The following is a 20374-nucleotide window of genomic DNA, read 5'->3' as shown; positions in this document are numbered from 1 at the left end:
TGCCCCTCATGAGGGGCGATTTGCCACATCGCGCAGCTTTCTTTGGGGATTGGCGAAAACCGACGCGATATCCGATCTCCCCCCTTGCGGGGGAGACGGCCGGCAGGCCAGAGGGGGGTGTGAAGGATCGCCAACTTTCGGGTGTCGGCTTGTTCAGAAGCAACCCTGTCGAGGCACGCACCTTTGACGGGTTGGGAGGTCGGCGGGACAGCACCCCCCTCTGTCCTGCCGGACATCTCCCCCGCAAGGGGGGAGATCAGCAGCTTCCAGAGGGGGGTGCCTTGCACCGGTGTCACTGACTACTTTAAAAACCCGTTCTTCTTCAAAAAGTCCTCGGCGACGCCCTTGACCGGCTCGCCGCCGACCTGCACGCGACCGTTCAGCTCCTGCAGCGTGACGAGGTCGAGCTTGGCGAAGACCGGCTTCAGCAGCGTCTCGATCTCGGGATGTTCCTTCAGCACCGCTTCGCGGATGATCGGCGCCGGCTGGTAGACCGGCTGCACGCCCTTGTCGTCGTCGAGCACGACGAGGCCGGACGGTGCGATGCCGCCATCGGTGCCGTAGACCATGGCCGCGTTGGCGCCGTTGGTCTGGTTGGCGGCCGCTGCGATGGTTGCCGCCGTGTCGCCGCCCGAAAGGGTGATCAGTTGGTCCGGCTTCAGCGTGAAGCCATAGGTGGTCTGGAAAGCCGGAAGCGCAGCCGCCGAATTGACGAACTCGGCGGAAGCCGCCAGCACCACCTGACCGCCGCCCGCGACATATTTGCCGAAGTCGGTGAGCGTGGCAAGTTTGTTGGTCTCGGCGACTTCCTTGCGCAGCGCGATCGCCCAGGTGTTGTTTGCGGGCGACGGCGACAGCCAGACGATCTTGTTGGCGTCATAGTCGAGCTTCTTGGCCGTTTCATAGGCCTTGGCGGCGTCTTTCCAGACCGGGTCGTCGGCCTTTTCGAAGAAGAAAGCGGCGTTGCCGGTATATTCGGGATAGATGTCGATCTCGCCGGCGGTGATCGCCTTGCGCACCACCGGCGTGCCACCGAGCTGGATACGGTCCGATGTCTTGATGTTGTTGGCGTTGAGCACGAGCTGGATGATGTTGCCGAGCACGCCGCCCTCTGTGTCGATCTTGGAAGAGACAACCACCTGGGCATTGGCGGTAGCCACCGTAATGCCGAGCGCCAATGCCGCGCCGGCCAGAAACTTGACTGAAAACATTGTGAAACCCCTTGCTATGAACCGAAACGCGGTGACCGCATATGAGCATGGCTTCAACGGCCAGTCGGGGCACACGGTTTCATAACAATAGGTACAGACGCAATATTTTGTTACGGAGCGGTAAATTCGACCGACATCGTGCTGACAGCGCCGTCAGGTGAAACGGCGGATGGATCAGGCTTCGGCTTTGCGCAAGCTCGTCAGCTTGAGCGCGCCGAGCGCCACGAAGCACAGGACGGTGACCGGAAAGACTATCCAGTTCAGCATCTCCCAGCCCCAGGCATTGTAGACCATGCCCGACATCAGCGAGGCGCAGGCGACGGAGCCGAACAGGACGAAGTCGTGGAAGCCTTGCACCTTGCCCTTTTCCGACGGCCGGTAGGTGGCGGCCACCATCGCGGTCGCGCCAATGAAGCCGAAGTTCCAGCCAAGGCCTAGCAGGATCAGCGACGTCCAGAACTGCCACAGCGCCAGGCCCGACAGAGCGACAATGGCGCAGCCGATGAGCAGGATCAGGCCGGTGGCCACAATGCGTTCGGCGCCAAAGCGATGGATCAGCGAGCCGGTGAAGAAGCTTGGCGCGAACATCGCCATGACGTGCCAGGAGATGCCGAGCGTCGCGTCGTTCTCCGACAGGCCGCAACCGACCATGGCCAGCGGTGCGCCCGTCATGACGAAGCTCATCAGCGCATAGCTGCCAACCGCGCAGAAAAGCGCGGCGACGAAACGCGGCTGCGTGACGATTTCAGCCAGCGGCCTGGCGTCGCTGTCGGCGATCTCCACCTTGCCGGATGCTTTCGTCGGCAGCCGCAGGAACGACAGGATGATGGCGCCGACCGCTGCCAGCGGCAGGATGGAGACGAACGAACCGGCAAACATGACCGGCGCAAGCAATTCGCGGGTGAAGATGACGATCTGCGGTCCGAGGATGGCGGTGACGATGCCGCCGGCCAGCACGAAGGAGATGGCGCGCGCCTTGAATTCAGGCGGTGCGTTGTCGGCGGCGGCGAAGCGGAACTGCTGGACGAAGGCGCCGCCGACACCGATCGTGAGCAAGCCAAAGGCAAACAGCCAGAAGCTGCCTTGAAAAAGCGCTAGCGTGGCGATCAGGCCACCGAGCGCCGTGACGATCGTGCCGGTCATGAAACCGCCGCGCTGGCCCATACTACGGATGATAGCCGCCGCAGGCAGCGCGCCGAGCGCCACGCCGATGTTGAAGCCGGTGATCGGCGCTGTCGCCAATGATTTGTCGGGACCAAGCAGATATTGCCCGGCCAGCGCCCCCACGGAGATGGCGATGGGGGCCGCCGAGCCGATGATCGCCTGCGAGGCGGCGAGGATCAAAGCGGTGCGGCGCGCCTCCTGACCAGCCTCGAAGGCGATGGCCGTCATGATGCGTCCTTGCCGCGCCCTTCGCCACGCACCCGGCGTGACACACGGTCGAGCACGGCATTGACCAGCTTCGGCTCGTCCTCCTCGTAGAAGGCCTTGGCGATGTCGACATATTCGGAGACGATGACCGCGACGGGGACATCCTCGCGCTTCATCAACTCGTAGACGCCGGCACGCAGAATGGCACGCAGCGTCGAATCGAGCCGCGACAATGGCCAGTCCTCGGTCAGCGCCTGGCGGATGATCGGATCGATGGTCTTCTGGTTCTCGACGACACCCGCCAGAATAGCGCGAAACCATTGCGCATCGGCCTCGCGGTAGAGCGCACCGTCGACTTCCTTGCCAAGGCGAAACGCCTCGTATTCGGCGGTGATCTCGAAGACGCCGCTACCGGCCACATCCATCTGGTAGAGCGCCTGTACGGCGGCCAGACGGGCAGCACCGCGCTTGTTGGCGTGGCGCACCGCAGGCTGGCCGGGCGAAGCGGGTTCGCTCACGATCGCGCTCCCAATTGTTCTTTGAGGGCGATCATGGTCAGCGCCGCACGCGCCGCGAAACCACCCTTGTCACCCTCCGAGCGCTTGGCCCGCGTCCACGCCTGTGCGTCGTTCTCGGTGGTGAGGATGCCATTGCCTATGCAGACCGAGTCCTGCACGCTCAAATCCATGAGCGCGCGGCTGGATTCATTGGCGACAATGTCGAAATGATAGGTGTCGCCGCGGACGACGGTGCCGAGCGCGACAAAGCCGTCATAACTCGTGCCGCCTTCCGTCGCGCCGTCCAACGCGAAGGTAATCACCGCGGGGATCTCGAGCGAACCTGGAACGGTGACGACATCATAAGTCGCGCCCGCTTCATCGAGCGCGCTTGTCGCGCCATCGAGCAGCGCGTCGGCAAGGTCGTCGTGAAAGCGCGCTTCGACAATGAGCAGATGCGCCTTCGCCTTCGGACGAATGAAGGCTTTGCCGTGTTGGGATGTACCAGCCATAAAAGTCTCCGGGGAGTTGCCGGTGACTTAGGCCGAAGCCGGGTTCATCGCAAGCGGAAGATTGTCCACGTTGCCGAAGGTCCGCAGAACTTATTGGTTTCCAGTGCTCACACGCCTGTATTGTGACGGTAGCCACGCACGGTATCGCGCAGACGATCGTTCACCGATCGAGGATTGATCAAGGCTTCAACGAAGACTCTGCTGTCGTTGACGGACAGATCAAACCGCGAGTGTTCTTCGGTGTTCACACCGGTCTGTGTCTCACGCATCGGCTTTTTGCCTGCGTGGAATTGACTCTGTTCTTGGTCATCAAAGCCCCCCTTTCGCGGCCTCCACCAGCCGCGCCGCGTAGCGGGCCATGGTGTCGATCTCGAGATTGACGCGGTCACCGACCTTGCGCTCGCCCCAGGTGGTCACGGTCAGCGAGTGGTGGATCAAAAGTACGTCGAAGCGCATGCCTTCCACCTTGTTGACGGTGAGCGAGGTGCCGTCGAGCGCGACGGAGCCCTTGGGCGCGATGAACTTCGCCAGGTCGCGCGGCGCCTCCAGCGTGAAGCGCACGGCGTCACCCTCATCCTTGCGCTCGACGATCTCGGCCATGCCGTCGACATGACCCGAAACGATGTGACCGCCGAGCTCGTCGCCAATCTTCAGCGCCCGCTCCAGATTGATCCGCGTGCCCGATTTCCACCCCATCGCCGTCGTCAGCCTGAGCGCCTCTTCCCAGGCCTCGACCTCGAACCAGCGCGCGTTCGAGCCGCTGTCGGGCAAGCCCGTAACCGTCAGGCAGACGCCGCCGCAGGAAATCGAGGCGCCGATGGCGATGGTCTGCGGGTCATAGGCGGTGTCGATGCGCAACCCCACCCCTTCCCTGAGCGGCTTGACGGAAGCGACAGTGCCGACATCGGTGACAATCCCGGTAAACATCAGATATCCCTTATCCACTCGGCGTAGCTGTCTTCGCCGAAACGCATGTCGCGCAGTTTGCGAAATCCTGCCGGGATATGGTCGGCGTCGATCGGCGATGCAATGCCGTCGTCGCCGATCGCTTCCGGCCCCTGGAACAACACAATGCGGTCGACCAGCCCATCGGCCAGGAAGGCGCTCGCCACCTTGGCGCCGCCCTCGACCAGCACGCTGCCCATGCCGAGCGCGGCCAGATCCTCGAGCAGTTCCGGCAGAGCGATGCCGCCCTCATGTGTTTCAGTGCCGATGAAGCGCACGCCTGCGCGGTCGAGTGCTGCCCGCCGCAGCGGATCGGCCTCCAGGCAGGCGGCGACATAGAGCGGCACCCGGTCGACGCCCGAAACCAGCTTCGAGGCCTCCGGCAACCGGATCTGGCGGTCGAGCACGATGCGGGCAGGCGAACGGTTCTCCAGCCCCGGCAAACGCACCGTCAGGGCCGGATCATCCTCAAGGGCCGTCCCGATACCAACCAGTATGCCATCCGCCTCGGCCCGCATCAGATACACTTCGCGGCGCGCGATATCTCCGGTGATCGACACCTGCCCACCGCCTTCCCTGCCGATCTTGCCGTCGCTGGAAAGCGCAAGCTTGAGAATCACTTCCGGGCGTTTTCTCAATGATCGGATCAAATAGCCGGCCATCTGCTCGGCGGCTTGCTCGGCCAACACCTTCTCGACCACCTCGACACCGGCGGCACGCAGGATCGCGTAACCCTTGCCGGATACGCGCGAATCGGGATCGCTGGCCGCACCGACGACGCGTGCGACACCGGCATTGACCAGCGCATTGGCGCAAGGCGGCGTGCGGCCGTGATGGGCGCAAGGCTCCAGCGTGACGTAAGCGGTGGCGCCGCGCGCGAGGTCGCCGGCCTCGGCCAAGGCCTCGGTCTCGGCATGCGGGCGGCCGCCGACAGCGGTGACGCCGGTGCCGACGATCATCGGGCCATTGCCGTCATCGCGTACGATCAGCGTGCCGACGGAGGGGTTGGTCCCGGTGCGCCCGGCATTTTTTCGCGACAGTCTGAGTGCCGCCGCCATGAAGCGGCGATCAAGGGCGGCCTGTTCGCTTGCAGTCATGCTCAGCTGGCTTCCTCTTCACCCTTGATTTCGTCGCCCTTGAGCTCGCCCAGCAGTTCGTGGAAATCCTTGGCCTCGCGAAAATTGCGGTAGACCGAGGCGAAACGCACATAGGCGACATCGTCGAGCGATTTCAGCGCTTCCATGACCAGCCGGCCGACTTCTCCCGAAGCAACCTCAGTCTCGCCGGAACTTTCGAGCTGGCGCACGATGCCGGTCACCGCGCGGTCGATGCGCTCGGGATCGACATTGCGTTTGCGCACGGCGATCTCCACCGAACGCAGCAGCTTGTCGCGGTCGAAGGGTACTTTGCGGCCCGATTTCTTGACCACGACGAGGTCGCGCAACTGCACGCGCTCGAAGGTGGTGAAGCGACCGCCGCAATCGGGGCAGACGCGCCGCCTGCGGATCGCCGCGCCATCCTCGGCGGGGCGCGAATCCTTCACCTGCGTATCTTCCGACTGGCAATAGGGACAGCGCATGGAGAAGCCTTTGGTTGGCGAATCTGGTGAAGCGAAAGGCTTAGAGGTTTTTGCAGCGATGGCAAAGTGTCGCCAACAATCGCCCTTCAGAGCCCCTCGTCGCACAGAGATAGCGAGGCGCAAGCAGGATTGCCAGCCTCGCCAGGCGGCCGCACAGCGTACCGATGTCTTCAGGGAGCGACGTCGGCGGTCGGAAATCCGCATGATGTGCCGAGACTGCGATAGGCCTTGGTGAAGCCGTCCATGGATATGCTTCCAACCGGCGCGTCGCCGAAGGAGACGTCAAGCACCGATGCCCGCCGCATGGCGCGCAGGAGCGCCAGGCTGGTCTTGGCCTGGTTGTCCACGGTCCAGCTGAGCCGGCCGTTGACGGCGCCATCGGAATGGAGTTTTGCGGCAACACGGCCCTTGTCGTCGCCGAAGGTGGCGGCGACGGACTTGCCGGCCGGCAGATCCTTGTTGTCGACGGCGATCGTTACGGACGGGTAGGCATCCGGCGGCAGTGCATCGCCGTTCGTGATGACGAGCGTCAAGGTACCGGGCACGCCGCCCGCGCCGATAAAGGCGGTCGAGGCAGCGCAGGTCTTGCGCAGATCCTCACCGGTGTCGACCTCGTCGACCAGGGTCGACCATCTGCCGAAAGTTTCGAGCTTGGGTGCCGGCTGGGCGGGCGCCGCCGGCTCGGGCTGAGGTGCGGGTTGCGCGGGCGCGGCTTGAGCAGGGGCGGTTTGCGCCAAGGCGATGCCGGGGAAAGGCACGGCGATCAAAGCGGCCAGAGCGCCAACGGCGCCAAGGTCGGCGAAACGAAATGGTCGCATCATCAAGGCTCCTGCCGGCCGCCCCGGCCTGCTGCAACGACGCTTGTGGTTGCAGCAGGCGGTAAGACTTCCTATCGCGTCAGCCGAGATAGGGATAGAGCGGGAAACGATCGGTCAGCGCCACGACCTTGGCCTTGACCGCAGCTTCGACAGCGGCATTGCCCTCGTCGGAATTGGCGACCTTGAGACCGTCCAGCACTTCGGCGATCAGCTTGCCGATCTCGCGGAATTCGGCCTGGCCGAAGCCGCGCGTGGTGCCGGCCGGGGTGCCGAGACGCACGCCGGATGTGACGAACGGCTTTTCCGGGTCGAACGGAATGCCGTTCTTGTTGCAGGTGATGTTGGCGCGGCCGAGCGCTGCCTCGGCGCGCTTGCCGGTGGCGTTCTTCGGGCGCAGATCGACCAGCATCAGATGGTTGTCGGTGCCGCCGGAGACGATGTCGAGACCGGTCTCCTTGAGGCTTGAGGCGAGCGCCTTGGCGTTGGCGGCAACGCTCTCGGCATAGACCTTGAAGCCTGGCTTCAGCGCTTCGCCGAAAGCGACAGCCTTGGCGGCGATGACATGCATCAGCGGGCCGCCCTGCAGGCCTGGGAACACCGCCGAATTCATCTTCTTGGCGATGTCCTCGTCATTGCACAGGATCATGCCGCCGCGCGGGCCGCGCAGCGATTTATGCGTCGTGGTGGTCACGACATGGGCATGCGGCAGCGGCGACGGATGCACGCCGCCGGCGACCAGGCCGGCGATGTGCGCCATGTCGACCATCAGATAGGCGCCGACCGCATCGGCGATCTCGCGAAACCGCTTCCAGTCCCAGACGCGCGAATAGGCGGTGCCGCCGGCCAGGATCAGCTTCGGCCTGGTCTCATGGGCGGTCTTCTCGATGGCGTCCATGTCGAGCAGATGGTCGTCCTGGCGCACGCCGTAGGAGACGACCTTGAACCATTTGCCGCTCATGTTGACCGGCGAACCATGGGTCAGATGGCCGCCGGAATTGAGGTCGAGGCCCATGAACGTGTCGCCCGGCTGCAAGAGCGCCAGGAACACCGCCTGGTTCATCTGGCTGCCGGAGTTCGGCTGGACGTTGGCGAAGTTGCAGCCGAACAGCTTCTTGGCGCGCTCGATGGCCAGTTCCTCGGCCACATCGACGAACTGGCAGCCGCCATAATAGCGCTTGCCGGGATAGCCCTCGGCATATTTGTTGGTCATGATCGAGCCCTGCGCCTCAAGCACGGCGCGGGAAACAATGTTTTCCGAGGCGATCAGCTCGATCTCGTGGCGCTGGCGGCCGAGTTCGTTGCGGATGGCGCCAAAAATCTCCGGATCGGCATCTTCTAGCGTGGTTTCGAAGAAGGATTCGAATTTGTTCGACACTGCCGCTGCTGTTGCCATGGCCTGAAATCCTCGGGGTTCGGGGGCAATTTTCGATTTATGCAAGTCGTTGTCCCAAAACCGCTGCACACTTTTGGGCGACCTGCATTTGCCGGGCCATTAACACAGTTGTTTTCGCCCCGCCACGTTTGCGGCGCGAAATTTGCTGGCCGGATTGCGCCAGCGAAGCCTTCAGGTCGCTATTTCCTCGCCTTGCGGCCTCTCAGCAAGGCCTCGGTGAGCGTGATCTCGGTAAACAGCGCCTGCGACGTGTGGTCGTTGATCTCGCCCCGGCGAAACATGGCGCGTACGGCCTCGCGCTCGGCTTCGATGCCCGCAAATCTCAGCTCGAGTTCCAGCCTTCCGGCTTCGCGCGCCTCAGCGCGGGCCTCATCGGCTTCGTCCGAGGCGGCGATGCGGCGCCGGTAGCCAGCGACGATGCTGTCGGCAGCGGCAAGCCTGGCGCCGGGCACATCGCCTCCCTCATCGTCACCAACTCCAGCGATGCTCTCGATGCGTGCGATTGCCGCCTTGGCGGCGCCGACACGCGCCAGGCGCTCCTCGGCTGCGCCGGCATCCTCGCCCGGTTCGACCAGCCCCCTGGCGATCGTCGGCAGAGCGAGGCTGGCGAAGACCAGCGAACAGATGATGACGCCAGCGGCCAGGAAAATGACCAGGTCGCGCGCCGGAAAAGGCGAGCCGTCCGGCATGGCGAGCGGCAGCGACAATATGCCGGCCAGCGTAATGGCGCCGCGCACGCCGGCCACCGAACCGGCAAGCCGCACGCGCAACCCGAACGGCTCCACCTTGCGCTTGCCCAGACGCGCGGCGATGCCGGCCGCGATATCGCCCACCCAGATCCACAGGAAGCGCAACGCGATCAGGCACAGCGTCAGCGCGATGACGGTCGCGATCGGCTGGATGATCGGGTGCAGGCTCATGAGTTCCGGCGGCACATGGCGGATGATGTCGGGAAGCTGCAGGCCGAGCACGATGAAGAGAGCGCCGTTGAAAACGAAGGAAAGCGTCGTCCACAGCGACATCGTCTGCATGCGCGCCGAGACACCGAGGAAGCGAAACACGCCGGAGCCGCCGGTGAGCAGGCCGGCGGTGACCGCCGCCAGGATGCCGGAAGCTCCGACATGCTCGGCGCCGAGATAGGCGATGAAGGGCAGCAGGACCATCACCAGCACCTGCGCCTCGGCCGGCACGCCGCCGATCCGGTTGAGCAGTTGCAGCAGCTTGGCGGCAACGAACAGCGCCGCCACGCCGATCAGGATGCCGATCGCCACGGCATAGAGAAAACTGAGCGAAGCCGCGGCAAGGGAAAAGCTGCCGGTCAGCACCGCCGCGACGGCAAAGCGGAACATGACCAGCCCCGACGCATCGTTGAGCAGCGACTCGCCTTCCAGAATGTGCATCAGCCGCGCCGGGACGACATTTCTGTCGACGATCGAGGACACGGCCACCGCGTCGGTCGGCGACAGCACCGCGGCAAGCGCAAAAGCGACCACCAGCGGGATGCTCGGCACCAGCCAGTGCAAGGCGTAGCCGAAGCCGACGATGGTGAAGAAGACCAGCCCTATGGCCAGATCCAGGATCGGTCCGCGCAGCGCCATCAGTTCACGCTTCGGTGCGCCATAGGCATCGCCGAACAGCAGCGGCGGAATGAACACCAGCAGAAACAGTTCCGGATTGATCTCGACATGGATGCCGCGCACCGGCCAGGCGAGCGCGGCACCGATCGCAATCTGCAGCACCGGCAACGGCACCCGCACCAGGCGAACCAGAGCGCCGGAAAGCGCCACGAAGACGAGCACGACCAGAATGAAGACGGCGACTTCCATGGTCCGGTTCCAGGCTTTCCGCCGACCATGCGCAAAGCCGGCCGATCCGTCCAGCCGCCCGTCCCGTGAAAAACGCCGCGGCACCCAATCAATAAAAAGGCCGCCCTGAGAGGCGGCCTTTTTAGATAAGAATCAAATGCTTACAGCGCAGACGTGATCTGCAGTTCGTTGTTGCCATCAAGCGCGTAGACGTCGTCGCGGAACTGCACCACGCCTGGACCGGTCGACCAGGCCGAGAGATAGAGGAAGTGGACCGGCACCGGATTGGTGACCTGGATCGGCGTGTTTTCACCGGTCTTGATCGCCGCCTCGAAATGCTGGCGATCCCAGCCGGGCGTGTCGCGCAGGATCCAGGTGACGAGGTCGCGCACATTCTGCACGCGCACGCAGCCCGAGGAATCGAAACGCAGCATCTTGCCGAACAGGCTCTGCTGCGGCGTGTCGTGCATGTAGACGCCGTCAGGGCTCGGGAAATTGATCTTCACCGAGGCCATGGCGTTTTCCGAGCCGGGATCCTGGCGGAAACGGTACTTGGCGGCGTCGTCGGTCGACCAGTCCACATTCATCGGATCGACTTCGCTGCCATCGGGCGCGAACAGGCGGATGTGGCTGTTCTTGAGATAATCGGGATTTTTCCGCATCAGCGGAATGATGTCCTTGCGCACGATCGAGACGGGCGCGTTCCAGTATGGATTGACGATGATCTCATTGATCTTGGAATTGACGATCGGCGTCTGCCGGTCGATCTTGCCGACGATCGCGGTGTGGCGAAGCACGACGCGATCGTTCTCGACCGCTTCGACCTGCGCTGCCGGAATGTCGACCAGCACGTAGCGGCTGCCCAGCGTGCCGGCCTTCTCGCGCAGCCGTTGCAGATTGGTCTGCAGCTGGCCGAGCCGGATCTGCGCCGAAACGTTCATCGCCGCATAGGTGTATTTGCCGAGCGCACCATCGGCAGGCAGACCGTGGCGCAGCTGGAAGCGCTTGACCGCCGAGTCGACATAAGAATCGAAAGCCGTCGAAATGCCGGCGCTCTGCGACAGGTCGCCGGAAACTATCAGCCGCTTGCGCAACGGCACCACATCGGGATCATCAACGCCAAGCTGCAGCTTCTTGGTCGCGGGAACCTCGATCCAGCCACCCTGCCCGACAATGTTCTGGTATTGCCCGGCCGCCTGTTCTGTGAAGACGACGGTCTGCGGACTGAAGATCGGCAGCGTCGAGGCCACCTTGCCGCCCTCGCTGGCGCGGGCGTCGAACTGGTCGTCCCAATTGCCGCGCGCCGAGGATTTCAGGATATCACCGATCACATCTTGCGCATTGGCGCCGCCGGCGACCACCGCTGCTGCGAGCGCGGAGGCTCCGGAGAGGAAAAAACGACGGCTGGTTCTCATGGACGTTCCAGACATTTGTAGCAGTTCGATCACTTGCTGCGTTGATCACCGGGCGATCTCGCCCGCACTGTAAAATTGGCAATCTTAACAATTAGCCAACCATGCTCCGTATCACCTTGGTGTGACAGCGCCCAGGCGCAATACGGATTGCGGGTGAACGCGTGGTCTTCACACCAGCATCACTGCCACTCTCGGTTCCACTGGAATATGGCGGCAACGTGGCCTTGGCCCGCGATTTGCATCGGGCGCCGCAGCGAAATGAAAGGCCCGTGCTTTTTCGGTATCGATCGGCATCCTTGATCGCGTCAAGCAGACGGCGGTTCGGCCGCTCCACGAGACGCGCTGCCTATCCTCACGATCCCTCAGTGTGAGGTTTCAACCTTTGGGCCCGGACCTGGCTTCGCCTTCAATTCCGAACATCGTTGCAACACCTCATGCTGGGGGTAGCGCAGGACTTTGTTGTCCTCGAGTTTGAGCAGCAGCTCCCGCCTCTTGTCTGTGCTCTCGCCATCCGTACACGTCATATCCAGGATGACGACATCCAGGCGGTTGATCTTCTGAACCTTGTCCAACGTGCAGCGGACCTCCCACATCTCCATTGCTTTGTCGGTAAACGTCACTATCGAGTCATTGTTGTCACAGGGCTCGCTGCCTTCCCCAGCGAAAGAATCCTTCCACCACTCCTCGGCAAAAGCCGTTTGCGAGACCAACAAAAGCACTGCGGCAACCGAGCAAATCTTCGAGCGTTTTCCCTCACCCATAACGCGCCCCTCCAGGCCGTGACATTAGGCACTGCTGCAGCGAAAGCAAACCTGGCCGGATATTTGGGCTTTGGGATCAGGAAAAGAAAAGGCCGATGCCTCTCGGCACCGGCCCTGACTGAAGGTCGATATTTCGGCCGCGCTTCTGTGGCGCGGGCCGGATCCGATGCGGCGCCTTACATCCGGTAGGCGATGGTGTCGTTCCAGAAGCGGTCGAGCCGCTGCAAAGCGCGGTTCATCTGCTTGAACTCGTCGGTGTTGATGCCGCCGACCTGTTCGATCGAGCCGACATGACGCTCGTAGAGGCCGGCAACGACCTCCGCCACCTCGTTGCCCTTCGGCGTCAGCGAGACACGGACCGAACGGCGGTCGATGCGCGAGCGCTGGTGGTTGATGAAGCCGAGATCGACCAGCTTCTTCAGATTGTAGGAGACGTTCGAGCCGAGATAGTAGCCACGCGAGCGCAGCTCGCCGGCGGTCAGCTCGGAATTGCCGATATTGAACAGCAGCAGCGCCTGGATGGCATTGATGTCGGAACGGCCGTTGCGGTCGAATTCGTCCTTGATCACATCAAGCAGGCGGCGGTGCAACCGCTCAACAAGCTGCAGCGATTCCATGTACAGGGAACGGATAGCCTCGCGGCGATCGTCGGATACGTTGGCGGTCTTCGCCGCCGGACGCGAATTGATCATTGTCTTTGCCTCTCGTTTGTCGCCCTGGTGATTTTTTGTTTTTCACCTTGATCGCGACACTATCGAATACTCATAAAATTCGACTTAAACGCTAGGGCTAACAAGAGCTTACCGGTAAGAGGTTTCGCAAGAGGCTTAACGAACGGTCACCCGAGCAAGGATAATTAACCTAAAGATTTCGGCAACGATTGCGGGGCTCATTCGAGGCGACAGCCGGGCCGCCAATGGGTTCAACGGCTTAGTGGCGGACCGGGCGCTTCTGCAGGTAGATGACGACGCGGAAGACAATGTAGAGCACCGCCACCGCCGCATGCGAGACGACAATCAGCAAGCGATGGCCGAATAGCTCGGGAAAGCCGGCATACATGACCGTCTCGGTCACCGCGCAAATGAACCAGATCACCGGGCCCCAGGACGCCAGCATCCACAGGCCGGCAGCGGCAAAGGGGAAGAACACGGCGAGCACCACCGCCGCGACCTGCCAGTGCACGGGCATCAGGTCGAACCGCCACAGCGTACCCGGATAAAAGCCGATCAACCTGATCCAGTAGAGAATGCCGAACAGCAGGCAGTAGCCCGATATGACGCGCTGGAACCAGGCGAAGATCACCTCCACCCCGGAGGGCTGCAGCACGACGCGCCTCGAGGTCACCTCGCTCATATCAAGAGTTCCCGTTCGCCGAGCGGAGCGAAATAGGCATCGACATCCGCTTCGCTGACCGCAGCGAGGCTTGCCGGCCGCCATTGCGGCTTCGAGCCCTTGTCGATGATGGCGGCGCGGATACCTTCGTAGAAATCATGGCCGGCGAGCATCCGGTTGAGGATGCGGAACTCCATTTTCATGCAGGCTTCCATGGACAGCGTCAGTCCGGCGCTGATCTGCCGCCAGGCGACGCGCAGGCTGGTCGGCGAGCAGGTGCGGATCGTCGCCAGTGTCTTTGCCGCGAACTCATCGGCGGCGGCCGCACGCTCGAGGCTGTCGATGACGCGGTTCAGGGACGGTTGCGAAAAATGGCGGACAATCGCCTCCAGCATCGGTCTGTCGGTTTCTCGCCTTGCCTGCACGAAGAAGCCGCGCAGCACCGATTCCGGATCGCCGGTCAGTGTCAGCCGGTCGAGGAAGCCAGCCTGGTCCTCGGCCTTGATGGTGTGGGTGGCCAGCCCCGACCACAGCGCATCGCCATAGCGGATGCGATTGCCGGTCAGCGCCAGATACATGCCGAAGGAGCCGCCGAGATCAGGCAGCAGGTGGCTGGCGCCAACATCCGGAAAAAAGCCGATGCCGACCTCCGGCATGGCAAATTGGGCATTCTCGGTCATCACCCGGTGCGAGCCATGGAAGGAGATTCCGACACCACCGCCCATGACGATGCCGTCGATCAGGGCCACATAAGGTTTCCTATAACTGTTGATGCGGGCGTTGAGGCGATATTCGTCGGCGAAGAACTCGACCGGCGGTTTTCCCGCCCGGCCTGTCTCATAGACATGCAGGATATCGCCGCCGGCCGAAAAGGCCCTGCCCTCGGCCCTGACGACGACGACATCGACGCCCTGGTCGGTCTCCCAGGCGGAAAGGGCAGCGTCGAGCGCCCCGATCATGCGGTGCGTCAAGGCATTGAGCGCCTGCGGCCGCGTCAAGGTGACGACGCCGGCCCGGCCCAGATGTTCGAAGCGGATCTCGTCGCCTCCGCCAAAATCCATCGTGAAGAATCCCTCCCCCGGCCGCCGGGACTGAAGTGCTAAAGCGTGGCGCATGGGTGCGTCAATGGCGAGCACACCGGTGCAAGCTCTGGCCCGGACCAGGAGCCGGTACTAAAAATCGAGCTGCAATACTGAAAAACTGGATAGAGTTCATTGCAGCGCAGCTCTGGCGGGTCTTCGAACGGGACGATTGGTTATGACTCGATTTTCACGCTTTGCGCCGGTGGCAATTGGGCTGAGCATCTGCTTGGCTGTTCACCCTGTCATGGCGGGGACTTTGGAAGACCTCTACAGTTCGCAGACCATCGTCAACGGCAAGTACGAGAAGAACCGCCAGTCCGGCTTCAAGCGCTGTCTCGACGCGGTTCTGGTGCGGATTTCCGGTGATCAGCGCCTGCCGGCGAAACCTGAAATGACGGTATTGCATGATAAGACCGGCAGCTTCGTCGCTGGCTTTCGCTATCGCGACCGCATGGAAGGCATTCCCAACCATGACGATCAAGGCACCTACGACCGGCCTCACAACCTTTACTGCCAGTACAAGCCTGAAGTGATCGACCCGGTGCTTGCTTCGCTCGGCAGCAGGCCATGGCTGACCGCGCGGCCACGGCTGGCGGTGTTTTTGGCGACGGAGCGCGGAACAATGCATTACGCGCTCGATGCCGATGGCGACCGTGGCATGCCGATGCGCGAATCGTTCGGCAATGCCGCCGTACCGCTGGCCATGCAGGTGGCTTTTCCCACGGCAGCACAGCTGGCGCAGGCCGGATTGGACGATCGGGCGCTTCGCAATGCCCAGATGACAAAGCTCGACACACTCGCGAAGAAGGCCGGCGCCGACCAAGCGCTTTCCGGCAGTCTCATCTGGAGCGACAAGGAACTGGGCTGGATCGCCGACTGGCGGCTGGCCATGGCCGGCAAGACCTACATCTGGCAGGTGCGCGGTGTCGGCTTCGACGAAGCTTTCCGTGTCGCCATCAGGGGCGCAGCACAGATTCTGTCAGGCAATGGGCAACCCGAATAGACCTCGACCGCGTCGCTGGCACAATCGTGCCGCATTGGTCAGCGGCGGGAGCTCGTGGTAAAAGCCTGCCCGAACGAGAGTATTGGCGATGAACAAATTCACCCCCGCAAAGCCCGCCGGCGCGCGCGGCGTCGACGAGATCACCGGCAGCCGCCGTCTGCGCCGCATGCGCAAGGCCGACTGGTCGCGCCGCCTCGTGCAGGAGAACCGGCTCACGGTCGACGACCTGATCTGGCCGATCTTCGTCGTCGAGGGCAAGGGTGTCCGCGAGCCGATCGCCGCCATGCCCGGCGTCTTCCGCCTGTCGATCGATCTCGCCGTCAAGGAGGCCGAGCGCGCGGCAAAACTCGGCATTCCGGCACTCGCCACCTTCCCCAATGTCGACATCTCGCTGCGCGACCAGACCGGCTCGCACATCCTCGATCCCAACAATGTCATCAACCGCGCCACCCGTGCGATCAAGGATGCGGTGCCGGAGATCGGCATCATCACCGACGCAGCGCTCGACCCGTTCACCAGCCACGGCCATGACGGCATCCTGCGCGACGGCATCATCGTCAACGACGAGACAGTGGAACAGGTGACCGCCGCTGCTGTCATCCAGGCGGCCGCCGGTGCCGACATCATCGCGCCGTCCGACATGATGGACGGCCGCATCGGCGCCATCCGGGACGCGCTTGACGCCAATGGTTTCCAGGATGTGGCGATCATGTCCTATGCGACCAAATTCGCTTCGGCCTTCTACGGCCCCTATCGCGAGGCGGTGGGCACCGCCGGCCTGCTCAAGGGCGACAAGAAGACCTATTACATCGACCATGCCAATTCCGACGAAGCGGTGAGAGAGGCCGAACAGGACATTGCCGAGGGCGCCGACATGCTGATGGTCAAGCCCGGCCTGCCCTATCTCGACATCATCCGGCGGCTGAAAGACGAGTTCCAGATGCCGACCTTCGCCTACCAGGTGTCGGGCGAGTATTCGATGATCAAGGCGGCAGGCGCCAATGGCTGGATCGACGGCGAGAAGGCAATGCTGGAATCGCTGCTCGCCTTCAAGCGCGCCGGCTGCGACGGCATTTTGACCTATTTCGCGCCCGAGGTGGCGGAGCTGCTCAAGGGGTAATTTCTCTTCCGACGATGACCGGTCGCGGCAACCAATGTCGGCGAATCCGCTTCTACATCCCTACCAATTTCCGGCTCCTGGCCGGGGAATCCATAGCGGGGGTCGCTTGACCCCTAGCCTGGGCTTCGTTCGCGCTTGAAATACCGCTTGCAATTCACAATCAGTTTGATACAAAACAACTGCTTGCAAAATACAACTGGTTATCGAGGAGGCTCGCATGTCCAAACTTCGCGTCAACGCTTTCACCCTGTCGCTCGACGGCTATGGCGCCGGTCCCGATCAGGATCTGCAAAATCCTCTCGGCGTCGGTGGGGAATCCTTGCACAAGTGGTTTGTCGACACCCGCACCTTCCGAGAGATGGTGCTCGGACAAGATGGCGGCACCACCGACGTCAACGAGGCGTTCGCGGCGCGCAGCTTCGAAAATGTCGGCGCCTGGATCCTCGGCCGAAACATGTTCGGACCGATCCGCGGCGAGTGGCCTGACGACAGCTGGAAGGGCTGGTGGGGCGACAACCCGCCCTATCATGTGCCGGTTTTCGTGCTCACCCATCACAAGCGGGAACCGATCACGATGGAGGGCGGCACCACTTTCCACTTCGTCACTGACGGTATCCATTCAGCTCTTGAACAGGCTAAGGCTGCCGCTGGCGGCAAGGACGTGCGGGTCGGCGGCGGCGTCGCCACCATCCGGCAATATCTGCAGGAAAAACTGATCGACGAGATGCATCTGGCGATCGCGCCGGTGCTGCTGGGCACGGGCGAGAACCTTTTTACCGGCCTGGACATGCTCAAGCTCGGTTATGTCTGCAACGAGCAGGTGGCGACGCCGCTCGCCACGCACGTCATCATCAAGCGGGCGTAGGTGGAGAGCCAATCTCCCCCCTCGAGGGGGAGATCGCAGCTTCGTCTATCTCAATACTTCTCCGGCACGTAAAGCTCGCGCGGCAGCACCTGGCGTTCGTATTCGGGGTTGAAGACGCGCTCCGGCAGCGTGATCTCCTCGTGCGGCACCTCCTCGTAAGGCAATTGCCTGAGCAGATGGTCGATGCAGTTCAGCCGCGCGCGCTTCTTGTCGTTGCCCTCGACGATGAACCAGGGCGCTTCCGAGATGTTGGTGCGGGCGAAGGTCTCTTCCTTGGCCTTGGTGTATTGCTCCCAGCGCACGCGCGACTGCAGGTCCATCGGCGACAGTTTCCACTGCTTCATCGGATCATGGATGCGCATCAGGAAGCGCATCTGCTGTTCCTCGTCGGTGATCGAGAACCAGTATTTGACCACGGTAATGCCCGAGCGGACCAGCATGCGCTCGAACTCCGGCACGTCGTGAAAGAATTCTTCGACCTGATCGGGCTGGGCAAAACCCATCACCCGCTCGACGCCCGAGCGGTTGTACCATGAGCGGTCGAACAGCACGATCTCGCCGCCGGCCGGCAGATGCGGGACATAGCGCTGGAAATACCATTGCGACTTTTCGCGCTCGGTCGGCGCCGGCAGTGCCACAACACGGCAGATGCGCGGATTGAGCCGCTGGGTGATGCGCTTGATGACACCGCCCTTGCCGGCCGAGTCGCGTCCCTCGAAGATCACCACCAGCTTCTTCTTGTGATAGGCGACCCAGGACTGCAGCTTGATCAATTCGGACTGCAGGCTGATCAGGTCGCGAAAATATTGCATGCGATCGATCGAAGGCGGATGCGAATTCTTGTAGATCTTGGCGATCTCCATCGACAGCGCCGGCTCCGACATTTCGAGCTCATAGTCTTCGTCGAGCGTGTCGGCGAGTTCGGCTTCAAGCCAATCCCTGGCCGCAGAATTCTGTTTTAGCTCGGTCATTATCGGCTGCTCCACTTGCAAGCTCTGTCGATCGGCGCCCCAAACTCCCGGCTTACAGCCCGGAACGGCAACGCCTGAGCCGACTTCAATATAGGCCCGCAATGACGGTTTTATTGCAGCCTGACCTGATCGCCACCACTGCAAAAACCCGCGAGGCATGATCGATCCGCCGCCCTGGCATGGAGACATACCGCGCAAATTGTCCTACAAATAGCAGCCACATTCGGGCGCCCTTCCCAACCCCTTCTCAATGCAATCGCGAGGACCGACATGGAATACCGCACTCTCGGCCGTTCCGGCCTGAAAGTATCGACGCTGACCATGGGCACCATGACTTTCGGCGGCGCCGGCGCATTTTCGGCTGTCGGCAAGACCGACCTCGACGAGGCGCGCCGGATGATCGATCTCTGCATCGACGCCGGCATCAATGTCATCGACACCGCCAATGTCTATTCGAACGGCATGTCGGAAGAAATCATCGGCGAAGCGCTCGGCGGCAAGCGCAAGGGTGACGTGCTGATCGCCTCCAAGGCGCGGATGCGGATCGGTAACGGTCCCAACGATGAAGGCCTGTCGCGCCATCACCTGATCCGCGAATGCGAGAAGAGCCTGAAGCGGCTCAAGACAGACGTCATCGACATCTACTTCCTGCACGAATGGGATGGTGTGACACCGCTGGAGGAAACCATCGCCGCGCTCGACACGCTGGTTGCCCAGGGCAAGATCCGCTATGTCGGCTGCTCCAACTATTCCGGCTGGCAAGTGATGAAGGCGCTCGGCATCAGCGACAGCCATCATCAGCCGCGCTTCGTTACGCAGCAGATCCATTACACGCTGGAAGCGCGCGAGGCGGAGTACGAACTGCTGCCGATTTCCGTCGACCAGGGGTTGGGCGTTCTGGTCTGGAGCCCGCTTGCCGGCGGATTGCTGTCCGGTAAATACCGCCGTGACAGCCCCACCGCCCGGCAGCTCGCCGGCTGGTCCGAACCGCCGATCCGCGACGAGGACCGGCTGTGGCGGATCGTCGATGTGCTTGTGGAGATCGGCGCGCAACGCGGGGTGTCGGCAGCGCAGGTGGCGCTGGCCTGGCTGCTTGGCCGGCCGGCTGTCAGTTCGCTGGTGATCGGCGGCAGGACCGAAACGCAGTTCCAGGACAACATCGCTGCGGCAAGCCTGGTGCTTTCCGGCGAGGAGCGCGAGCGCCTCGACGTGGTGAGCCGGCCGCCCTTGCTCTATCCCTACTGGCACCAGCAATTGACGGCAAAGGACCGTTTTGGTGCCGCCGATCTGGTGATTGACCGAAGCGGCATCTGATCGACAAATCGACGGCGATAGGTATCGGCCGCCGCAATGACGAGCCTGGCCCTTCATTGCAACGCGCATCTTGCAAGCCTGGCCATCATCGACGCACTATCGCTTCAGCTGTTGTGTTTGACGGCTAATGCTCCTAGGCAGGACCAGAGCCGCGAGGCAGTGAAAAGGAGCCGATATGGCGCGACCACCAAATTACGATCAGGAACGCAAGGAACGCGACCGCCAGAAGGCGGCCAAGAAGGCCGAGAAGCTGGCAGCCAAGGTTGCAGCGAGGGAACGTTCGAAGCCCGAAGACGAGACTGAAGCCGAAACCGAAACGGCAAAGTGACGGCAAACGGCCCGCAGATGCGGGCCGCGCCTCAATTCGGATTGCCGCCCCG

22 protein-coding genes are annotated in these 20374 nt (G+C 62.7%); 5 read left to right on the top strand and 17 right to left on the bottom strand.

All coding sequences use genetic code 11. The annotated features are described in order from the left end of the window. Nucleotides 1-299 precede the first annotated feature (299 nt). From EOA19_RS30580 to EOA19_RS30505, 16 genes are all read right to left on the bottom strand, one after another. Nucleotides 300-1211, bottom strand: coding sequence for an ABC transporter substrate-binding protein (locus tag EOA19_RS30580; protein WP_128305719.1), 912 nt, complete (start codon nt 1209-1211; stop codon nt 300-302). Between the two features lie 174 nt (nt 1212-1385). Further along, nucleotides 1386-2603, bottom strand: coding sequence for an MFS transporter (locus EOA19_RS30575; RefSeq protein WP_128305718.1), 1218 nt, complete (start codon nt 2601-2603; stop codon nt 1386-1388). After that, nucleotides 2600-3100 (bottom strand): transcription antitermination factor NusB, encoded by a 501-nt coding sequence (gene nusB / locus EOA19_RS30570; RefSeq protein WP_023798402.1) that lies wholly within the window; start codon nt 3098-3100, stop codon nt 2600-2602. The genes EOA19_RS30575 and nusB overlap by 4 nt, the downstream gene beginning before the upstream one ends. Further along, a complete protein-coding gene (gene ribH, locus EOA19_RS30565) occupies nt 3097-3591 on the bottom strand; it encodes a 6,7-dimethyl-8-ribityllumazine synthase (protein ID WP_128305717.1) in 495 nt (164 codons plus the stop codon). Before ribH ends, nusB begins: the two co-directional genes overlap by 4 nt. Nucleotides 3592-3698: 107 nt before the next feature. Next, nucleotides 3699-3860, bottom strand: coding sequence for a DUF1778 domain-containing protein (locus EOA19_RS30560; protein WP_128305716.1), 162 nt, complete (start codon nt 3858-3860; stop codon nt 3699-3701). Between the two features lie 40 nt (nt 3861-3900). Beyond that, complete coding sequence (locus tag EOA19_RS30555; RefSeq protein WP_128305715.1) at nt 3901-4518, bottom strand: riboflavin synthase; 618 nt, start codon at nt 4516-4518, stop codon at nt 3901-3903. Beyond that, nucleotides 4518-5633, bottom strand: coding sequence for a bifunctional diaminohydroxyphosphoribosylaminopyrimidine deaminase/5-amino-6-(5-phosphoribosylamino)uracil reductase RibD (ribD, locus tag EOA19_RS30550; protein WP_128305714.1), 1116 nt, complete (start codon nt 5631-5633; stop codon nt 4518-4520). Before ribD ends, EOA19_RS30555 begins: the two co-directional genes overlap by 1 nt. A gap of 2 nt (nt 5634-5635) precedes the next feature. Then, nucleotides 5636-6115 (bottom strand): transcriptional regulator NrdR, encoded by a 480-nt coding sequence (gene nrdR, locus EOA19_RS30545; protein ID WP_023810227.1) that lies wholly within the window; start codon nt 6113-6115, stop codon nt 5636-5638. Between the two features lie 170 nt (nt 6116-6285). After that, a complete protein-coding gene (locus EOA19_RS30540; protein WP_128305713.1) occupies nt 6286-6936 on the bottom strand; it encodes a hypothetical protein in 651 nt (216 codons plus the stop codon). Between the two features lie 76 nt (nt 6937-7012). After that, nucleotides 7013-8326: a serine hydroxymethyltransferase gene (glyA, locus tag EOA19_RS30535; RefSeq protein ID WP_128305712.1), complete on the bottom strand. Its 1314-nt coding sequence runs from the start codon at nt 8324-8326 to the stop codon at nt 7013-7015. A gap of 179 nt (nt 8327-8505) precedes the next feature. Further along, nucleotides 8506-10152 carry a Na+/H+ antiporter gene (locus EOA19_RS30530; protein ID WP_128305711.1) on the bottom strand — a complete coding sequence of 549 codons (1647 nt, stop codon included), beginning with the start codon at nt 10150-10152 and terminating at the stop codon, nt 8506-8508. A 140-nt stretch (nt 10153-10292) separates the two neighbouring features. Further along, a complete protein-coding gene (locus tag EOA19_RS30525) occupies nt 10293-11546 on the bottom strand; it encodes a L,D-transpeptidase family protein (protein ID WP_128305710.1) in 1254 nt (417 codons plus the stop codon). A gap of 362 nt (nt 11547-11908) precedes the next feature. Next, the gene (locus EOA19_RS30520) at nt 11909-12307 is read right to left on the bottom strand and encodes a hypothetical protein (protein WP_128305709.1); all 399 of its coding nucleotides are present in this window, start codon (nt 12305-12307) and stop codon (nt 11909-11911) included. 176 nt (nt 12308-12483) lie between these two features. Further along, complete coding sequence (locus tag EOA19_RS30515) at nt 12484-12999, bottom strand: winged helix DNA-binding protein (protein ID WP_008875359.1); 516 nt, start codon at nt 12997-12999, stop codon at nt 12484-12486. Between the two features lie 238 nt (nt 13000-13237). Then, nucleotides 13238-13660, bottom strand: coding sequence for a DUF6163 family protein (locus tag EOA19_RS30510; protein ID WP_023810222.1), 423 nt, complete (start codon nt 13658-13660; stop codon nt 13238-13240). Then, nucleotides 13657-14700, bottom strand: a complete 1044-nt coding sequence (locus EOA19_RS30505) for an enoyl-CoA hydratase/isomerase family protein (protein ID WP_128305708.1) — start codon at nt 14698-14700, stop codon at nt 13657-13659. The genes EOA19_RS30510 and EOA19_RS30505 overlap by 4 nt, the downstream gene beginning before the upstream one ends. A 247-nt stretch (nt 14701-14947) precedes the next feature. Here EOA19_RS30505 and EOA19_RS30500 point away from each other — a divergent pair, with 247 nt between their 5' ends. The 3 genes from EOA19_RS30500 (at nt 14948) to EOA19_RS30490 (ending at nt 17709) form a co-directional block, all read left to right on the top strand. After that, nucleotides 14948-15724 (top strand): DUF2066 domain-containing protein, encoded by a 777-nt coding sequence (locus tag EOA19_RS30500; protein ID WP_245486379.1) that lies wholly within the window; start codon nt 14948-14950, stop codon nt 15722-15724. Nucleotides 15725-15812: 88 nt separating this feature from the next. Beyond that, a complete protein-coding gene (gene hemB, locus EOA19_RS30495) occupies nt 15813-16844 on the top strand; it encodes a porphobilinogen synthase (protein ID WP_023810219.1) in 1032 nt (343 codons plus the stop codon). 217 nt (nt 16845-17061) lie between these two features. Beyond that, a complete protein-coding gene (locus EOA19_RS30490; RefSeq protein ID WP_023810218.1) occupies nt 17062-17709 on the top strand; it encodes a dihydrofolate reductase family protein in 648 nt (215 codons plus the stop codon). A gap of 50 nt (nt 17710-17759) precedes the next feature. Here EOA19_RS30490 and ppk2 read toward each other — a convergent pair whose 3' ends face one another. Further along, on the bottom strand, nt 17760-18680 hold the full coding sequence (gene ppk2 / locus EOA19_RS30485) for a polyphosphate kinase 2 (RefSeq protein WP_128305706.1): 921 nt from the start codon (nt 18678-18680) through the stop codon (nt 17760-17762). Between the two features lie 270 nt (nt 18681-18950). Between ppk2 and EOA19_RS30480 the strand changes: the two genes are divergently transcribed. Next, nucleotides 18951-19994 carry an aldo/keto reductase gene (locus EOA19_RS30480; RefSeq protein ID WP_128305705.1) on the top strand — a complete coding sequence of 348 codons (1044 nt, stop codon included), beginning with the start codon at nt 18951-18953 and terminating at the stop codon, nt 19992-19994. A gap of 175 nt (nt 19995-20169) precedes the next feature. Further along, nucleotides 20170-20322, top strand: coding sequence for a hypothetical protein (locus tag EOA19_RS30475; RefSeq protein WP_013532262.1), 153 nt, complete (start codon nt 20170-20172; stop codon nt 20320-20322). The last annotated feature ends 52 nt before the right edge of the window (nt 20323-20374 follow it).

The organism is Mesorhizobium sp. M7A.F.Ca.US.010.02.1.1, from assembly GCF_004023085.1.
In the GTDB taxonomy this organism is placed as follows: domain Bacteria; phylum Pseudomonadota; class Alphaproteobacteria; order Rhizobiales; family Rhizobiaceae; genus Mesorhizobium.
This window is presented reverse-complemented; position numbering and strand designations above follow the sequence as displayed.